Annotated in this window: 11 protein-coding genes; 10 read left to right on the top strand and 1 reads right to left on the bottom strand. The window is 55.9% G+C overall.

What is annotated here, in order from left to right; translation table 11 throughout:
- Positions 1–42 precede the first annotated feature (42 nt).
- The 10 genes from TH4_RS17860 (at position 43) to ftsY (ending at position 15,423) form a co-directional block, all read left to right on the top strand.
- Positions 43–7,323 (top strand): beta strand repeat-containing protein, encoded by a 7,281-nt coding sequence (locus tag TH4_RS17860; protein ID WP_209437393.1) that lies wholly within the window; start codon positions 43–45, stop codon positions 7,321–7,323.
- 159 nt (positions 7,324–7,482) lie between these two features.
- The gene (gene rpmH / locus TH4_RS17855; RefSeq protein WP_007091264.1) at positions 7,483–7,617 is read left to right on the top strand and encodes a 50S ribosomal protein L34; all 135 of its coding nucleotides are present in this window, start codon (positions 7,483–7,485) and stop codon (positions 7,615–7,617) included.
- A gap of 4 nt (positions 7,618–7,621) precedes the next feature.
- Positions 7,622–8,083, top strand: coding sequence for a ribonuclease P protein component (rnpA, locus tag TH4_RS17850; RefSeq protein ID WP_063087288.1), 462 nt, complete (start codon positions 7,622–7,624; stop codon positions 8,081–8,083).
- A complete protein-coding gene (gene yidD, locus TH4_RS17845; RefSeq protein WP_008891489.1) occupies positions 8,080–8,388 on the top strand; it encodes a membrane protein insertion efficiency factor YidD in 309 nt (102 codons plus the stop codon). Before rnpA ends, yidD begins: the two co-directional genes overlap by 4 nt.
- A gap of 45 nt (positions 8,389–8,433) precedes the next feature.
- Positions 8,434–10,140, top strand: a complete 1,707-nt coding sequence (yidC, locus tag TH4_RS17840; RefSeq protein WP_064782183.1) for a membrane protein insertase YidC — start codon at positions 8,434–8,436, stop codon at positions 10,138–10,140.
- Positions 10,141–10,211: 71 nt separating this feature from the next.
- Positions 10,212–10,874 carry a ribosome biogenesis GTP-binding protein YihA/YsxC gene (yihA, locus tag TH4_RS17835; protein ID WP_008891491.1) on the top strand — a complete coding sequence of 221 codons (663 nt, stop codon included), beginning with the start codon at positions 10,212–10,214 and terminating at the stop codon, positions 10,872–10,874.
- Between the two features lie 39 nt (positions 10,875–10,913).
- Positions 10,914–11,843 carry an acetylglutamate kinase gene (argB, locus tag TH4_RS17830; protein ID WP_008891492.1) on the top strand — a complete coding sequence of 310 codons (930 nt, stop codon included), beginning with the start codon at positions 10,914–10,916 and terminating at the stop codon, positions 11,841–11,843.
- Between the two features lie 150 nt (positions 11,844–11,993).
- A complete protein-coding gene (locus TH4_RS17825) occupies positions 11,994–13,016 on the top strand; it encodes a GGDEF domain-containing protein (RefSeq protein WP_064782182.1) in 1,023 nt (340 codons plus the stop codon).
- 227 nt (positions 13,017–13,243) lie between these two features.
- Entirely contained in the window at positions 13,244–14,491 is a 1,248-nt protein-coding gene (gene mtaB, locus TH4_RS17820) for a tRNA (N(6)-L-threonylcarbamoyladenosine(37)-C(2))-methylthiotransferase MtaB (protein WP_064782181.1), read from the top strand.
- On the top strand, positions 14,488–15,423 hold the full coding sequence (gene ftsY / locus TH4_RS17815; RefSeq protein ID WP_064782180.1) for a signal recognition particle-docking protein FtsY: 936 nt from the start codon (positions 14,488–14,490) through the stop codon (positions 15,421–15,423). Before mtaB ends, ftsY begins: the two co-directional genes overlap by 4 nt.
- A 58-nt stretch (positions 15,424–15,481) precedes the next feature.
- On the opposite strand, the gene TH4_RS17810 is transcribed toward ftsY, so the two are convergent.
- Complete coding sequence (locus tag TH4_RS17810; protein WP_064782198.1) at positions 15,482–16,861, bottom strand: diacylglycerol/lipid kinase family protein; 1,380 nt, start codon at positions 16,859–16,861, stop codon at positions 15,482–15,484.
- Positions 16,862–16,932: the final 71 nt, after the last annotated feature.

Below are 16,932 nucleotides of genomic sequence, written 5' to 3'. Positions count from 1 at the left end.
ACCGTTGATGTTGCGGGCGTTGCCGATGCACGGACGCTGGATTTGTCTGATGCTTCCGGAAACGAAGACAATGCCATCGCACTTGATATCGATGCTGGCCTTACAGATTCCAGTGAAACCCTGACAATTACGATCTCCGGCGTTCCGGATGGAGCTACCTTGTCGGCCGGAGCCGACAATGGTGACGGCACCTGGACGCTGAGCTCTGAGCAACTTGAAGGGCTGACGATCACGCCAGCGGAAGACTTTAGTGGTTCTTTCGATCTCGGCGTGACCGCAACCTCTGCCGATGGATCAGATGTTGCTACGACAACTGGTAGCATCAAGGTGGATGTTGACGGTGTTGCGGATGCACCGGCTCTGGATGTCTCAAACGCAAGCGGGAATGAAGACAGCGCCATCGCGCTTAAAATTGATGCGGGCCTGACTGACAGCTCCGAGACACTCACAGTTACAATTAGTGGCGTTCCGAACGGCGGGACCTTGTCGGCTGGTACCGACAACGGGGATGGCACCTGGACGCTGAATTCTGGCCAGCTTGACGGTCTGACAATCACACCGCCGGATGACTTCAGCGGCTCGTTTGATCTTGGCGTTACGGCAACGTCTGCGGATGGTTCGAATGTTGCGACGACGACCGGTTCTATTACGGTTGACGTGACTGGTGTTGCGGATGCGCCGACGCTGGATGTTTCCGACGCCAGCGGCAATGAAGACAATGCCATTGCACTGATTATCGACGCAGGTCTGACGGACAGTTCCGAGACCGTGACGGTCACCATCTCTGGCGTTCCGGAAGGTGCATCTCTGTCTGTCGGGACCGACAACGGTGATGGCTCCTGGACGCTAAGCTCCGAGCAGCTTGCAGGTTTGACGATCACCCCGCCTGAGGATTTCAGTGGATCATTTGACCTTGGTGTGACGGCGACGTCTGCTGATGGCTCTGATGTTGCCACGACCACTGGCAGTATCACGGTTGATGTTGCTGGTGTCGCGGATGTCCCAACGCTGGATATTTCTGATGCGGCGGGCAACGAAGATAATGACATTGCACTGGACATCGATGCTGGGCTGACGGATGCCAACGAGACTCTGACAGTTACCATCTCCGGAGTTCCGGACGGCGCGACCTTGTCGGCTGGTGCCGACAACGGTGACGGGACTTGGACGTTGAATTCGGATCAGCTGGCAGGTCTCACAATCACCCCGCCCGAGGACTTCAGTGGTTCGTTCGATCTTGGCGTAACCGCAACTTCAGAAGATGGTTCCGATGTCGCGACGACGACCGGCAGCATCACCGTTGATGTTGCGGGCGTTGCCGATGCGCCGACATTGGATGTGTCGGATGCATCGGGTTACGAAGACCGGCCCATTGCGCTTGATATCGATGCAGGCCTTGCGGACTCGAGTGAAATTCTGTCTGTGACAATCTCTGGCGTTCCAGACGGAGCAACCCTGACCGCTGGTACGAATAACGGTTATGGCTCCTGGACGCTAAACCCGGATCAACTTGATGGCCTGAGAGTTCGGGCACCACAAAACTATAGCGGCTCGTTTGATCTTGAGGTAACGGCGCAATCTGCCGACGGATCTGATATCGCCACCAGCAGTGAGACCATTACTGTTGATGTCGAAGGTGTTGCAGACCGACCGACGCTTGACGTTTCTGATGCGCAAGGCCTTGAGGATACTGCAATTGCCCTTGATATTGATGCCGCGATGACGGATCCCAGTGAGGTGCTGAGTGTCATCGTCAGTGGTGTGCCCGATGGTGCGGAATTGTCTGCTGGCACAGACAATGGTGATGGTACCTGGACACTTGATGCCGATGACCTGTCCGGATTGACGATCACACCACCGGAAAACTACAGCGGTTCGTTTGATCTTAAGGTGGTTGCGCAATCAAGAGACGGAGATTCTGTCGCCTCTACCGCCGATCCGATCCGTCTGACGCGTGGTTCCAGTGGTGGCAATAGCACAATTACCGTAGAGGTTACCGGTGTCGCAGATGCGCCGACACTGGATGTGTCGGATGCATCTGGAAACGAAGACAATGCCATAGCACTGAATATCGACGCAGGTTTGACGGACAGTTCCGAAGCCCTGACGGTCACCATCTCTGGTGTTCCGGATGGCGCCACACTGTCGGCTGGTGCGAATAATGGCGATGGCACATGGTCGCTGAGCTCAGAGCAACTTGAAGGCCTGACGATCACGCCGCCTGAGGACTTCAGCGGATCATTTGATCTTGGCGTGACGGCGACATCGGCAGATGGATCTGACGTTGCGACTACGACCGATAGCATCACGGTTGATGTGGCTGGCGTTGCGGATGCGCCGACGCTCGACGTCAGCGATGCAAGCGGATCTGAAGACTCCGCCATTGCACTTAATATCGATGCCGGGCTTGCCGATAGCTCAGAAACGCTCACGGTAACGATCTCCGGCGTCCCGGATGGTGCTGCCTTGTCGGCTGGCACGGATAATGGTGACGGCAGCTGGACGCTAAGCTCTGAGCAGCTTGCAGGTTTGACCATTATCCCACCTGAGAACTTTAGTGGGTCGTTTGATCTTGGGGTGACGGCAACTTCTGCGGATGGCGAAGACGTTGCGACCACGACCGGTTCGATCACGGTGGATGTGGCCAGTGTCGCGGATGCACCGACGCTGGATCTGTCTGATGCTTCCGGCAACGAAGACAATTCAATTGCACTGGACATCGATGCCGGGCTTGGCGATAGCTCAGAAACTCTCACGGTCACGATCTCAGGCGTTCCGGGCGGTGCAGCCTTGTCGGCTGGCACTGATAATGGCGACGGTACATGGACGTTGAGTTCTGAGCAGCTTTCAGGTCTGACCATTACGCCACCAGAAGACTTCAGCGGCTCGTTCTATCTTGGTGTGACGGCGACTGCGGCAGATGGATCGGATGTTGCAACAACGACCGGCAGCATCACCGTTGATGTTGCGGGCGTTGCCGATGCACCGACACTGAATTTGTCTGATGCTTCCGGAAACGAAGACAATGCCATCACACTTGATATCGATGCTGGCCTTACAGATTCCAGCGAAACCCTGACAATTATGATCTCCGGCGTTCCGGATGGCGCAACATTGTCGGCAGGTGTCGATAATGGTGACGGCACTTGGACGCTGAGCTCTGAGCAGCTTGCAGATCTGACCATCACGCCGCCTGAGGATTTCAGCGGATCATTTGATCTTGGCGTGACGGCAACGTCGGCTGACGGCGAAGACGTAGCGACCACGACCGGTTCGATCACGGTTGACGTCACTGGTGTTGCAGATGATCCGACGTTGGATGTTTCTGACGCCAGCGGCAATGAAGACAGCGCCATTGTCTTGAACATTGACGCTGGTTTAGCGGATTCGAGTGAAACGCTGACCATAACGATTAGCGGTGTGCCAGAAGGCGCGACGCTGTCGGCAGGAACAGACAATGGTGACGGCACCTGGACTCTGAGCGGTGATCAACTCGAAGGTCTCAGCGTTACGCCACCGTCCGATTTCAGTGGCAGTTTCGATCTTGAAATTACCGCCAGCACGCAGGACGGAATTGATATCGCATCGGTTACCGACACCGTCATGGTTGACGTTGCCGGTGTTGCCGATGCGCCGACGCTTGATGTCGCAAATGCAAGCGGCTCTGAAGATAGTGCGATCACCCTCGATATCGATGCTGGCCTTGCGGATTCAAGTGAATCACTGACCGTGACCATCAGTGGCGTTCCAGAAGGTTCCGCCTTGTCGGCTGGCACGGATAATGGTGACGGCACCTGGTCGTTGAACGCTAACCAGCTTGCAGGTTTGACGATCACGCCGCCTGAGGACTTTAGCGGATCGTTTGAACTTGGCGTGACGGCAACCTCTGCCGATGGCGAAGACGTCGCAACCACGACTGGTTCGATCACGGTGGATGTGAGCGGTATTGCGGATGCGCCGACGCTGGATGTCTCGGATGCTTCGGGCAACGAAGATAATGCTATTACGCTGGATATTGATGCTGGTCGCGACTCAAGTGAATCACTAACTGTCACCATCTCCGGCGTTCCGGAAGGTGCAAGCTTGTCGGCGGGCAAGGATAATGGTGACGGCAGCTGGACGTTAAGCTCAGAGCAGCTTGATGGTTTGACGATCACCCCGCCTGAAAACTTCAGCGGTTCTTTCGACCTCGGCGTGACGGCAACTTCTGCGGATGGCGAAGACGTCGCGACCACGACCGGTTCGATCACGGTTGACGTGACTGGTGTTGCCGATGCACCGACGCTGGACGTCAGCAATGCTGCTGGCAGCGAAGATTCTGCGATTGCGCTTGATGTCGAAGTGGGTCTTGCCGATTCCAGTGAAACACTGACGGTTACGATCTCCGGCGTTCCGGATGGTGCGGCCTTGTCTGCTGGTACTGATAATGGTGACGGCACGTGGACGCTAAGCTCTGAGCAGTTTGCAGGTTTGACGATCACCCCACCGGAGAACTTCAGTGGGTCGTTTGATCTTGGGGTGAGGGCGACCTCTGCGGATGGCGAAGACGTTGCGACTACGACCGGTTCTATTACGGTTGACGTGGCTGGCGTTGCAGATGCGCCGACGCTGGATGTCAGCAATGCTGCGGGGAATGAAGATTCGGCGATCGCGCTCAATCTTGATGTGGGTCTTGCGGACAGTTCTGAAACGCTTACGGTGACGATCTCTGGCGTTCCGGGCGGTGCAACCTTGTCGGCTGGTACGGATAACGGTGATGGCTCCTGGACGTTGAACCCTGAGCAGCTTGATGGTTTGACCGTTACTCCGGCTGAGGATTTCAGCGGGTCGTTCGATTTGCGTGTTACGGCGACCTCTGCCGACGGCGAGGATATTGCCAGTGCGAGTGATACGATCACGGTGGATGTTGCCGGGGTTGCGGATACGCCGACGCTGGATGTGTCGGATGCATCGGGTTTGGAAGACAGTGATATTGCACTTGATATCGAGGCCGGGCTTTCCGATGCATCGGAAGTGCTGTCAGTGACAATTTCGGGTGTGCCTGAAGGTGCGCGCCTGTCTGCGGGTACCGATCACGGTGATGGGACCTGGAGTTTGGCAGCGGCAGACCTTGCAGGGCTGACACTGACACCGGCAGAGGATTATTCCGGCGCGTTCGATCTGGATGTCACTGTGACCTCGACCGATGGCACAGATACCTCGACGATTAGCGATACCATTACAGTGGATGTTGGCGGTGTGGCGGATACGCCAAGCCTTGATGTGTCCGATATCTCTGGCAACGAAGACACGGACATCGCGCTTGCCATCGATGCCGGGCTGAGTGACAGCTCCGAAACCATGACGATTACGGTGTCCGGTGTGCCAGACGGGGCGAGCCTTTCGGCAGGCACCAACAATGGCGATGGCACCTGGACGCTGAGTGCTGGCGACCTTGAAGGCCTGACAATCACCCCGCCAGATGACTATTCCGGCGCGTTTGACCTTGAGGTCACCGTGACCTCGTCCGATGGCGGCGATACCAGCAGTGTCAGTGATACGATCACGGTGAATGTTGCCGGCGTGGCGGATACGCCGACCCTTGAAGTCGAAGATGCAAGTGGCGATGAAGGAACCGCCGTTGCGCTTGATATTGACGCAGCGGTCACGGATGCGAGCGAGACTTTAACGGTTACCATCAGTGGCGTGCCAGAGGGTGCGACCTTGTCGGCTGGTACCAACAATGGCGACGGCACCTGGACGCTGACATCGGCACAACTGTCGGGCCTGAGTATTTCGGCGGCCAGCGATTACGCCGGCACGTTTGAACTGACCGTTTCGGTCCAGTCACGCGATGGCGAGGATACCGCAACCACCACAGCCATTCTTGAAGTCACATTTGATCCCGTGCAGGACGATGATGAAGTCATCTGGGACCCGAACGACGATGGCGTGATTGAAACCGGATCCGGGAACGACACGGTTGGCGGCAATGATGGGGATGACACCATCAGCACCAATGCCGGGAACGACACGATCTGGGCCGGCAACGGTGATGACGTGATCTATGCCGGGGATGGCGATGACAGTGTTACCGGTGATGGTGGTAACGATACGATCTATGGCGGTGGTGGCAACGATACCCTGCACGGTGGCGAAGGCCGCAACACCATCGATGGCGGCACCGGTAATGACTATATTACAGGTGGCAGCGACCGTGACACGATCAGGTCCAGTGCCGGTGACAACATTGTTTATGCCAGCGAAGGCCACAACTATATCGAAACCGGTGCCGGTAATGACAGCCTCTATGCCGGAAGTGGTGATGACACCATTCTGGGAGGCGATGGCGATAACTATGTCAGTGCAGGCGAAGGTCGGAACGATATCACGACCGGATCGGGGGATGACAGCATCCTCGCCGGGAGTGGCAACGACACCATCAGTGCCGGGGATGGCGACAACTATATAAATGTCGGCGAAGGCAAAAACACCATCGCATCCGGGATCGGCGATGACACCATCATGACCGGATCGGGCGATGATGTGATTGATGCCGGTGATGGCAATAATACCATTACCGCCGGCGAAGGCCGCAATACCATCGATACCGGCAGCGGTGATGACAGCATCACCACCGGAAGCGACAAGGACACCATTTCGGCTGGTGACGGTAACGACAGCATTGATGCCGGAAGCGGCCACAACACCGTCTGGGGCGGTGGTGGCGATGACTCGATCCATGGTGCCTGGGGGGATGACACCTTCTATGGTGGCGATGGCAACGATATCCTTAATGCTGATGGCGGTGACAACGTGTTTGACGGCGGTGCGGGGGACGACACCCTGACGGCCGGTTGGGGCAAAGACACGTTCACTGGCGGTGCTGGTAACGATACGCTTGATGGCGGCGGTGGTGACGACAGCCTTGATGGTGGTGACGGCAATGACCGCCTTCTGGGTGGTGCAGGCAGTGACATGCTGCTTGGTGGGGCTGGTAACGACATCCTGCTGGGCGGTGAGGGGGATGACACCCTGATCGGCGGAATTGGCGATGACAGCCTCTATGGCGGGGGTGGGTCGGACCTGTTCATCTTCAACATGGGCGATGGCAATGATCATGTGGATGGCGGTACCAACGGATGGACCACCGATACCATCGAATTGCACGGGGCCGGTGGAAGCAATATCGACTCGAGCGACTGGACCCTTGTCCTTGATGAGGGTGAGATTACCAAAAGCAAGGGACACTCCCTTGAACTCAGCACCGATTCGTCGGGAACAATCGTGTTTTCTGACGGTTCCGAGTTGACATTCTCCAATGTCGAACGTATCGAGTGGTGACGAATTCGCATTTCGGATGCCGTCGGGACGAAATCCCGGCGGCATTGCCGGTTTTCTGGGGGTAAATGCCCTGTCACGAGTTGACAGCTCTGGTGTGAAGCCCTATACAGCGGACCTCGAATTTTATCGGATTACCTTATTTAGAACGGAGTAAGTGCAGTGAAGCGCACCTACCAGCCAAGCAAACTCGTACGGAAACGCCGCCACGGCTTCCGTTCCCGCAGCGCGACCGTCGGTGGCCGCCGTGTGCTGACCGCACGCCGCGCCAAGGGCCGCAAGCGTCTGTCGGCCTAATGTCGTGACCGTTTCGGTGGAACGCCTTAAAAAGCGGGCGGAGTTTCTCCGTGTTGCGGGCACCCGCCGGAAATGGGTTACACAGGGATTGATCCTGCAGGGCGCACCGCGGCCGGGGATCAAACCGGACACAGAATACGCCGGTGAAGACCGACTCGTACGAGTCGGGTTTACCGTCACCAAAAAGGTGGGAAAGGCCGTCGTCCGCAATCGCGTTCGGCGGCGTTTGCGTGCTGTGGCAGAGCAATTGATGAGCGAACACGCATTACCCGGTTGGGATTATGTTGTGATCGGTCGTGCGCAGACCATTGATCGGCCGTTTGACAAGCTGATTGATGATATGCGTTTTGCCCTGCGTCGGGTTCCTGATGCCAAGCCGTCTGCGCCTGATGCGCGTCGTCCGAAAAAAGGACGCGCCAACAGCAAGTCAGCCGGTTCGACGAAGGCAGGAGGCCCGGGAAAATGACATTCATGCGTGCTCCCGGTTTTTTTGCCCGTCTTCTTCAAGTCGCAGTTCGCGGCTATCAGCTGTTTTTGTCGCCATATATCGGGTGGTCGTGCCGTTATCAGCCGACCTGTTCGGCTTTTATGCTCGAAGCATTGGCCCGTCATGGTGCATTAAAAGGCGGCTGGATGGGATTTAAACGGATAATGCGTTGCCATCCATGGGGTGGTCATGGTTATGATCCCGTGCCCGGATGTGGCTGTGAACAGAACAAAGCGTCGTCGGATGGTGAAAACCGGTCCCCGGCGCTTTCGTCATGTAAATAGAATATGCGGTCGGCACCTGCTGGCTGAAAAAAGCGGAAAGAGGCGATGAACGAACAACGTAACCTGTGGGTAGCAATTGCATCAGCAGTTGTGATTCTTATCGGGTGGCAATTCTTCTTTGCGCCCGAGCCTGGTCCTCAGGTTCGTGAAGCGCAGGTTCGCGAACAGCTTAATGCGGACGGAACCAACGCGCCGCAGGTATCCGGTCCGGCCGTGCCGGGTGGTCAACCTACTGTTCCGGCTGTTAAGCGCGAAGACGCGCTGGCCAAATCGCCACGAATCAAGATTGATACCCCGCGCGTCGAAGGTTCGATTCGTCTTGTCGGTGGTGTGATCGACGACATTCAGCTTCAGGATTACCGCGAGACCGAAGAACCTGACAGCCCGCTGATCCACGTTCTGAACCCGACCGGCAGCAATGATGCCTATTTTGCAGAGTTCGGCTGGGTCGGTGCGAAAAGCGGTATGGCGCTGCCAAGCAGCGACACCCAGTGGACCGCTGATAAAGAATTGCTGACACCAGACAGCCCGGTCACCCTGACTTGGGATAACGGTGAAGGCTTGACCTTCAAACGTGAAATCGCGATTGACAAGAACTATCTGTTCACCGTCAACCAGTCGGTGGTCAACAATACCGGCGGCGATGTCGTTCTGTATCCCTATGGCCTGATTTCGCGCAAGAACAAGCCGCAGACTGCCGGGTTCTATATCCTGCACGAAGGTCCGCTTGGCGTGATCGACGGTACGTTGACCGAGATCGACTATGACGATCTGGCGGATGACGGTGCAATCGAACAGAAAACCACCGGTGGCTGGCTCGGCATTACCGACAAATATTGGCTGGTTGCGCTGGCACCTTCCTCGGACGAGGAAATGACCACGCGCTTTAGCCACCATGTTGCCGAAAACGCCGACAAGTATCAGACCGATTACCTTGGTGCCCCGCGCACGATTGCGGCCGGTAGCGAAGGTGCTGCCGAGACGCGCCTGTTTGCCGGTGCCAAGGAAGTGACCCTGCTTGATACCTATGCCGAGGATTACGGGATCACCAACTTCGATCTCGCGATTGACTTTGGCTGGTTCTACTTCCTGACCAAGCCGTTCTTCCTGTTCCTGCAGTATCTCTATCATCTGGTTGGCAACTTTGGCGTCTCGATCCTGATCATCACGGTCATCATCAAGGCGATCATGTTCCCGCTGGCCAACAAGTCGTACAAATCGATGAGTGCGATGAAAAAGCTGCAGCCGCAAATCACCGAGATGCGCGAGAAGTTCAAGGACGACCGTCAGCGTCAGCAGCAGGAAATGATGGCGCTTTACAAGCGTGAGAAGATCAACCCGGCTTCGGGCTGTCTGCCGATTGTTGTGCAGATCCCGGTCTTCTTTGCGCTGTATAAAGTTCTGTTTGTCAGCATTGAGATGCGCCATGCGCCGTTCTTTGGCTGGATTCAGGATTTGTCGGCACCCGATCCGACCTCGCTGTTCAACCTGTTCGGTTTGATCCCGTGGGATCCGCCGCAGATGCTGATGATCGGTGTCTGGCCGTTGATCATGGGCATCACTATGTTCCTTCAGCAGAAGCTGAACCCGGCACCGGCTGATCCGACCCAGGCGAAGATCATGATGTTCCTGCCGTTCATCTTTACCTTCATGCTGGCAAGCTTCCCGGCAGGTCTGGTGATCTACTGGGCATGGAACAACACGCTGTCGATCATCCAGCAGCGCTACATCATGTACAAGATGGGGATTTAATCCCCATCTACCCTTCACGGGTTGACCTTCCCTTCGGGGAGCATCCCCGACAGATCGGGGAAGGAAAGACGATGACACAAGAAAACCTGCCGTCGGCAACTGCAATACCGACGCATGAAGACTCAGTGATCGAAGCCGGGCGGAAGCTTTTTAGCCGCCCGGTTAACTTCGTTCTTGGCGTCGCACAGCTTGAACAACTGCCGCCGGAAGACAAAACAGAAATCTGTTTTGCCGGGCGTTCAAACGTTGGCAAGTCCAGCCTGATCAACGCGATCACCGGCCGTAAGGACATTGCGCGCACGTCAAACACGCCGGGCCGGACCCAGCAGTTGAACTATTTCGATCTTGATGGTGCGTGCTATATCGTGGATTTGCCGGGCTATGGCTTTGCCCAGGCACCCAAGGATATCGTTGATACCTGGCATGCTTTGATCAAACAATATCTACGCGGGCGTGTAACGCTGCGCCGTGTGTTTGTTTTGATTGATTCCAGACATGGCTTCAAGAAGGCTGATCTGGATATGATGAAGCTGCTTGATGAGGCTGCTGTGCCTTATCAGGTTGTGCTGACCAAGGCAGACAAGTTAAAAAAGGGACAGCTTGAAAAACGCATCAAGGAAGTGGTCGACGGGTTGATCAAACACCCGGCAGCCCTGCCGCAGATTTTTGCGACTTCAAGCGAGAAGAATACCGGCCTTGCCGAATTGCGGGCAGAAATATCCACCCTGCTTTGATCCCGGCAGGCACATAAAGCGACAATATGGGGAAGTGACATGAACGACCAAACCCGTTCTGAAGAAGACCAGTCGGAAGCCAGCGCCTATCGCATGTTGGCACGTGCCCAGGTGCTTTCCGAGGCTCTTCCCTTTATGCGCCGCTTTAACGGGCAGAAAATAGTCGTCAAATATGGCGGCCATGCCATGGGTGATCCGGAACTGGCGCGTTTGTTTGCACAGGACATGGTGTTGCTCAAACAGGTCGGCATGAACCCGATTGTTGTGCATGGTGGCGGACCGCAGATCGGTCAGATGCTCAAGCAGCTTAATATCCAGTCGGAATTCGTTGATGGCTTGCGTGTCACCGATCAGCAGACCATCGATGTTGTCGAAATGGTTCTGGCCGGCAAGATCAACAAGGAAATCGTATCAAACATCAATGCCGCAGGCGGCGTTGGTGTTGGTCTGTGCGGCAAGGATGCCAACCTGATTACCGCGCGTAAACTGACGCGGACCAAACGTGATCCGGAAAGCAATATCGAGAAGGTCCTTGATCTTGGCTTTGTCGGCGAACCGGTGAAGGTTGATCCGCACGTTCTTGATTGCTTTATCGACACCGACATTATTCCGGTCATTTCACCGATCGGCGTTGGTGAAGACGGTCAGACCTATAATATCAACGCCGATACGGCTGCCGGTGCGATTGCAAAGGCCGTTGGTGCCAGCCGTCTTTACATGCTGACCGACGTAAAAGGGATCCTTGATCAGAACAAGAACCTTGTACGGGACGCCGACACCGCCCACATCAATGCAATGATTGCGGATGGCACCATTCAGGGCGGAATGATTCCCAAAACCGAAACCTGCATGGATGCCGTTGAAAACGGGGTCGAAGCCGCCGTGATCGTTGATGGTCGCGCACCACATGCAGTTTTGCTGGAACTGTTCACCGAACGCGGTGCAGGCACAATGATCAGAGGTAACTAAAGGTCGATAACAAGCCACCACTTTAGGGTAGTTTATTTCGACCTATATCTGGCTCCGAAGGGCAATTTGGAGTATGTTGAGGCAAATCGGTATGCACTAAACGCATAACGCATTGTCTTTGCGAATGAAAACAAGCCCGGAGCACCCGTTGTGACCACAGCGGAAAAACAGATTTCCCGTCATTGGGATTTTGCGGATGCGACCCTTAAGGCGTTGCGTGAGCGCGGCCTGCGCCCGACACCCGAACTGTATCATGTTTGGTTTGTCTATTTTGCCGAGGAAAACCCAGAAATCCTGCGCGTCATCGATGCTGTGCAGGCCAGCGGGGAACCCTTGGCCGAGGACACGCTTCTTCAGTTGTATTACCGCTATATCTTTGACCGTCAGGCCGCAGACTTCCTGCAGCGCGGGATGGAAGATTTTTCCGAGCTTGTTGAAAACAGCGATGAATGTCTGACAACCGCGCGAAGCGGTTTTCAGGATTATGGTGCGCTCCTGACGCGATCTCTTGAGACACTTAAGGATCATCAACAGGTCAGCCCGGTTCTAAGCGAGATCATCGAAAAGACCGACGAGATGCAACACACGGTCGAGGGCCTGCATCAGCGCCTTGATCAGTATCTTGGCAACGTCGAACGCCTGCAACGCGAACTCGAAGAAACCCGCCAACGATCCTATACCGACGGCCTGACGCGCGTTTCCAACCGGATGTATTTTGAAGAACAGCTCAACCTGCTTGTTGCAGAGCACGACTCGTCAAAACATCCGGAGCCATTCTGTGTGATGATTGTCGACCTTGACCAGTTCAAGGCGATCAATGACCGCTTTGGTCACCGCATTGGCGACGAAATCCTTGTCCTGATTGCGTCCATGTTGAAGGCCAATATCAAGGGGCGCGATATTGTCGCGCGCTATGGCGGTGACGAATTTGCCATTCTGCTGCCGCAGACGCCGCTGGTCGATGCCATGTCACTGGCAAATGATATGAGCAAACGCATTGCCGAACGTGAAATCAAGGCAAAGCAATCGGGCGTCTCGTTTGGTCAGATGACCATATCGATTGGTGTTGCGGAATATGTCGCCAAGGAAGGCGGCGCAAAACTGATTGACCGGGCCGACGGCGCGCTTTACCGGGCCAAGAAAGAAGGCCGCAACCGCAATTTCGCGGCATAAGCGGCCTTTTCCAACCTTTGATATCAGTGACCGACGATGATTTGCGCGCCCGATGCATGCGTGCCATGAGGGCCGCGGACTTGCATTGAAGCGTTCAAAAGCGTATGTAACCAGCGCCCGGCAAGGATCAATGTCCTTGCCGGGCGTTCCGCACTTGCAGCATCCTTTTTGAATTGCGCTGGCGGAATAATTCCCAAAACCGAACTTTGGATCGCAGAAGTCCGAGCATGAAAGAGCCGCGCGTCGTCACATTTGGTTGTCGCCTTAACACCTATGAATCCGAGGTGATGCGCGACCATGCCAAAAATGCCGGACTTGATGATGCCATCATCATCAACACCTGTGCCGTCACGACCGAGGCCGAACGCCAGGCACGTCAAAGCATCCGCCGTCTGCGCCGCGAAAACCCGGACGCCAAGATTTTTGTTACCGGCTGCGCTGTTCAGGTCAATCCCGACAAGTTCGCCAATATGGGCGAGATCGACCGCATCTTTGGCAACGACGCCAAGATGAAGGCTGAAACCTTCATGATGCCCGAACATGAACGCGTCGTGGTCAACGACATCATGTCGGTCGAAGAAACCGCAAGCCATCTTGTATCGGGCTTTGAGGGACGCGCGCGCGCCTTTGTGCAGGTCCAGAACGGCTGTGACCATCGCTGCACGTTCTGCATCATTCCTTATGGCCGCGGTAATTCACGCAGTGTGCCGATGGGGGAAATCGTCACCCAGGTCCGTGAACTGGTGGCCAATGGTTATGGCGAAGTGGTTCTGACCGGGGTTGATATCACATCCTATGGCCATGATTTGCCCGGCAAGCCGACACTGGGGCAGATGTCGCGCCGGTTGCTGGCACAGGTGCCGGAACTGCCGCGCCTGCGCATTTCATCGATTGACCCGGTCGAGGTGGACGAAGACCTGTTTCGTCTGATCGAAACCGAGCCCCGCCTGATGCCGCATATGCATATCAGTTTGCAGGCAGGGGACGACATGGTGCTTAAGCGCATGAAGCGCCGCCATCTCCGTCAGGACGTTGTCGATTTCTGTAATAAGGTCCGCGATCTGCGCCCGGATGTGACGTTCGGTGCTGATATCATTGCCGGTTTCCCGACCGAAACCGATGAAATGGCCGAAAATACCCTGCGTCTGGTTGATGAATGCGGCCTGATTTATCTGCATGTCTTCCCGTATTCCTCGCGCCCGGGAACGCCGGCGGCCAAGATGCCGCAAGTGCCCAAGGACCTGCGCAAGGAACGGGCAAGTGCCCTTCGCGAAGCGGGCGAGATACAGCTTAACAAGTTCCTGCAATCACGCATCGGCATGACCGAGAATGTGTTGGTTGAAAAGGAAAATACCGGCCATACGGAGCATTTTGCTCCCGTTCTGCTGGATCGCGTGATAGAAGCGGGCACGATAGCAAAGGCCAAAGTCACCGGCCTTGAAGATGGAAAACTGATAGCGGAGCTTGCGGGATGAGTGAAGAGGGGAAAAAAAGCTGGTTTAGCCGCCTGAAAGACGGGCTGAAACGGTCCTCCTCAAAACTGACCACCGGCATTTCCGATATCTTCACCAAGCGCCGTCTTGATGATGACGCGCTCGAAGAATTCGAAGACCTTCTGATCACATCCGACCTTGGCGTGACGACCGCCGCGAAACTGAGCGCGGAACTGTCCAAGACCCGGTTTGACAAGGAAGTCGATTCCGCCGAAATCCAGGAATTCATCGCCGAAGAAGTTGCCAAGATCCTTGAGCCGGTCGCACAGCCGCTGGTGATTGATGCCAACAAGAAACCGCATGTGGTGCTGGTGGTTGGTGTGAACGGATCGGGCAAAACCACAACCATCGGCAAGCTTGCCAAGACCTATAAGGATCAGGGCCTCAAGGTCATGATGGCCGCCGGCGATACGTTCCGTGCGGCTGCGGTCGAGCAGCTTAAAGTCTGGGGTGAACGCACCGATTGCCCGGTGATTGCACGTGACACGGGTGCCGATGCCGCAGGCCTTGCCTTTGACGCGATCGAACAGGCCCAGCGCGAAGGTTATGACCTGTTGCTGATTGATACCGCCGGTCGCCTGCAAAACAAGGCCCATCTGATGGACGAGCTTAAAAAGATCGTCCGCGTGATTAAAAAGCGCGATGAAACGGCACCGCATGACACGCTTCTTGTGCTGGATGCCACCACCGGTCAGAACGCGCATTCACAGGTCGAAACTTTTGGTCAGGCAACCAATGTGTCGGGTCTTATCGTCACCAAGCTTGATGGCACAGCCAAGGGCGGCGTCGTTGTCGCGCTGGCCGAGAAGTTCGGCAAGCCGGTTCATGCGATTGGTGTGGGTGAGTCCGCCGAAGATCTGCGACCGTTCGAGGCCAAATCCTTTGCCAGAAGTCTTGCCGGTCTGGAAGACTAACCAAGAGATACAAAATAAAGCCCGAAAAAAGACCGCCATTTGGCGGTCTTTTTGTATCTCAGAGATCCTTGGCGATACGATCCAGCGTTTTGGAAAAATCGACCATTTCCGTTGCCAGCCCGTCGAGGGCCCTTGAGACCTCAGTCGGTTGGTTGTCCAACGTGATGGCGTGTATTTCCGTTGTCAGGGTGTCCGCACGTGCTTTCAGGCCATTGGCGAGGCGTGTATCCGCATTGCCCAGCAACCAGCCCATGACCTTGTCGCGGAGTTCCTCAAGGTTCTGAAGATCCGGGTCAGGGGAGGCGGCATTGATCCCGAAGGGACGCACGCCCAGTTCAAGCTGGCGGGCATGGCTGCGCAAATGGCCTGCCGCGTCATGGCAAAGCGATTTGAGCGCGCTGTTCTGTGCGACAGGGTAAATCGCCTCCAGACGTACGGCGAAATCAATGGTGTCGCGCATGACGTCATTAATCTCGTTCTGCTGCGGCAAGGTTGTGGTCTTTGCCTCGCCGTCATTGATGACCTCGTCGACGAAACTGTTGGGGGCAAAGACCGGCAGAACCGCCGCACGGATGGCAAATTTGGCCGGAAGTTTGCCGATGATTTCGCCGTCGGCCAGAATGGGCGCACCGTCTTCGCCATCGACCTTGATCGTGTCGCACTGAATTGACGTCGCATAGCTGCTGTCATCGACCGAGCCAAACAACAGCTCGGCTGCGATATCAAGGCCGCTGAGCGTGTCGACACTGTCGCGAATGGCAAACATGTGCAAAAGACCGTCTTCCGGGCTTTTGGTTTCGCTCGGGCGCAATCCACCGCCAAAATATCGGCCATTGGTGATCGTGACCTGACGCAGCTTCATGGCTTGTGGGTCGTCTTCGCCGCACGTGATGGTCAGATCAAGAGGATCCATTTCATGCCAGCTTTGCCAGTTGGCAACCGCATAGCTGATGGCCCCCAATGTCCGCTTAAGGTCGGGATTGATGCGTTTGCGCGCATCGGCCGGGACGCCAATGCTGGCCGCATTGACAAAGCTTTTGTCATTCACGCTGCCGATATCAAGCATTCTGATCTGACCGTGGATGGATGCGCGCGCCGCATCAATCAGATCGTCAGGCAATGTCAGGGTGCGGGCAAAATCGTTTGCCGTGCCAAGCGGCACCGGGATGAGAACGACCTTTTGCGAAATCACGGTATCAAGGACCGCATTAATGGTGCCATCACCACCGCCGACCGCGACGATATCGCCCGGTGCACAGCTGGTGCTGATCTGTTCCTTGATGACGTCAGGATTATCGCACAGCGTCAGCTCGGTCTTGTAACCGGCATCTTCAAACACATTGCGCAGCGGCTGTGCGCCGTTATCACGCCACTCGTCGGGGAGTTTCGACTTCGTCAGCAGCAAGTGGACCTTGCCGGTCAGATCAGAGCTTTTCATCATGCTGTACCGTTGTTTTGGGGGCACAAAAAAGAACCGGCACCCGAAGGCGCCGGTTCATCATATCATAT

The organism is Thalassospira tepidiphila MCCC 1A03514, from assembly GCF_001662875.1.
In the GTDB taxonomy this organism is placed as follows: Bacteria; Pseudomonadota; Alphaproteobacteria; order Rhodospirillales; family Thalassospiraceae; genus Thalassospira; species Thalassospira tepidiphila.
Note: the sequence above shows the minus strand (reverse complement) of the source record. Positions and strands in the feature narration are given on the sequence as shown.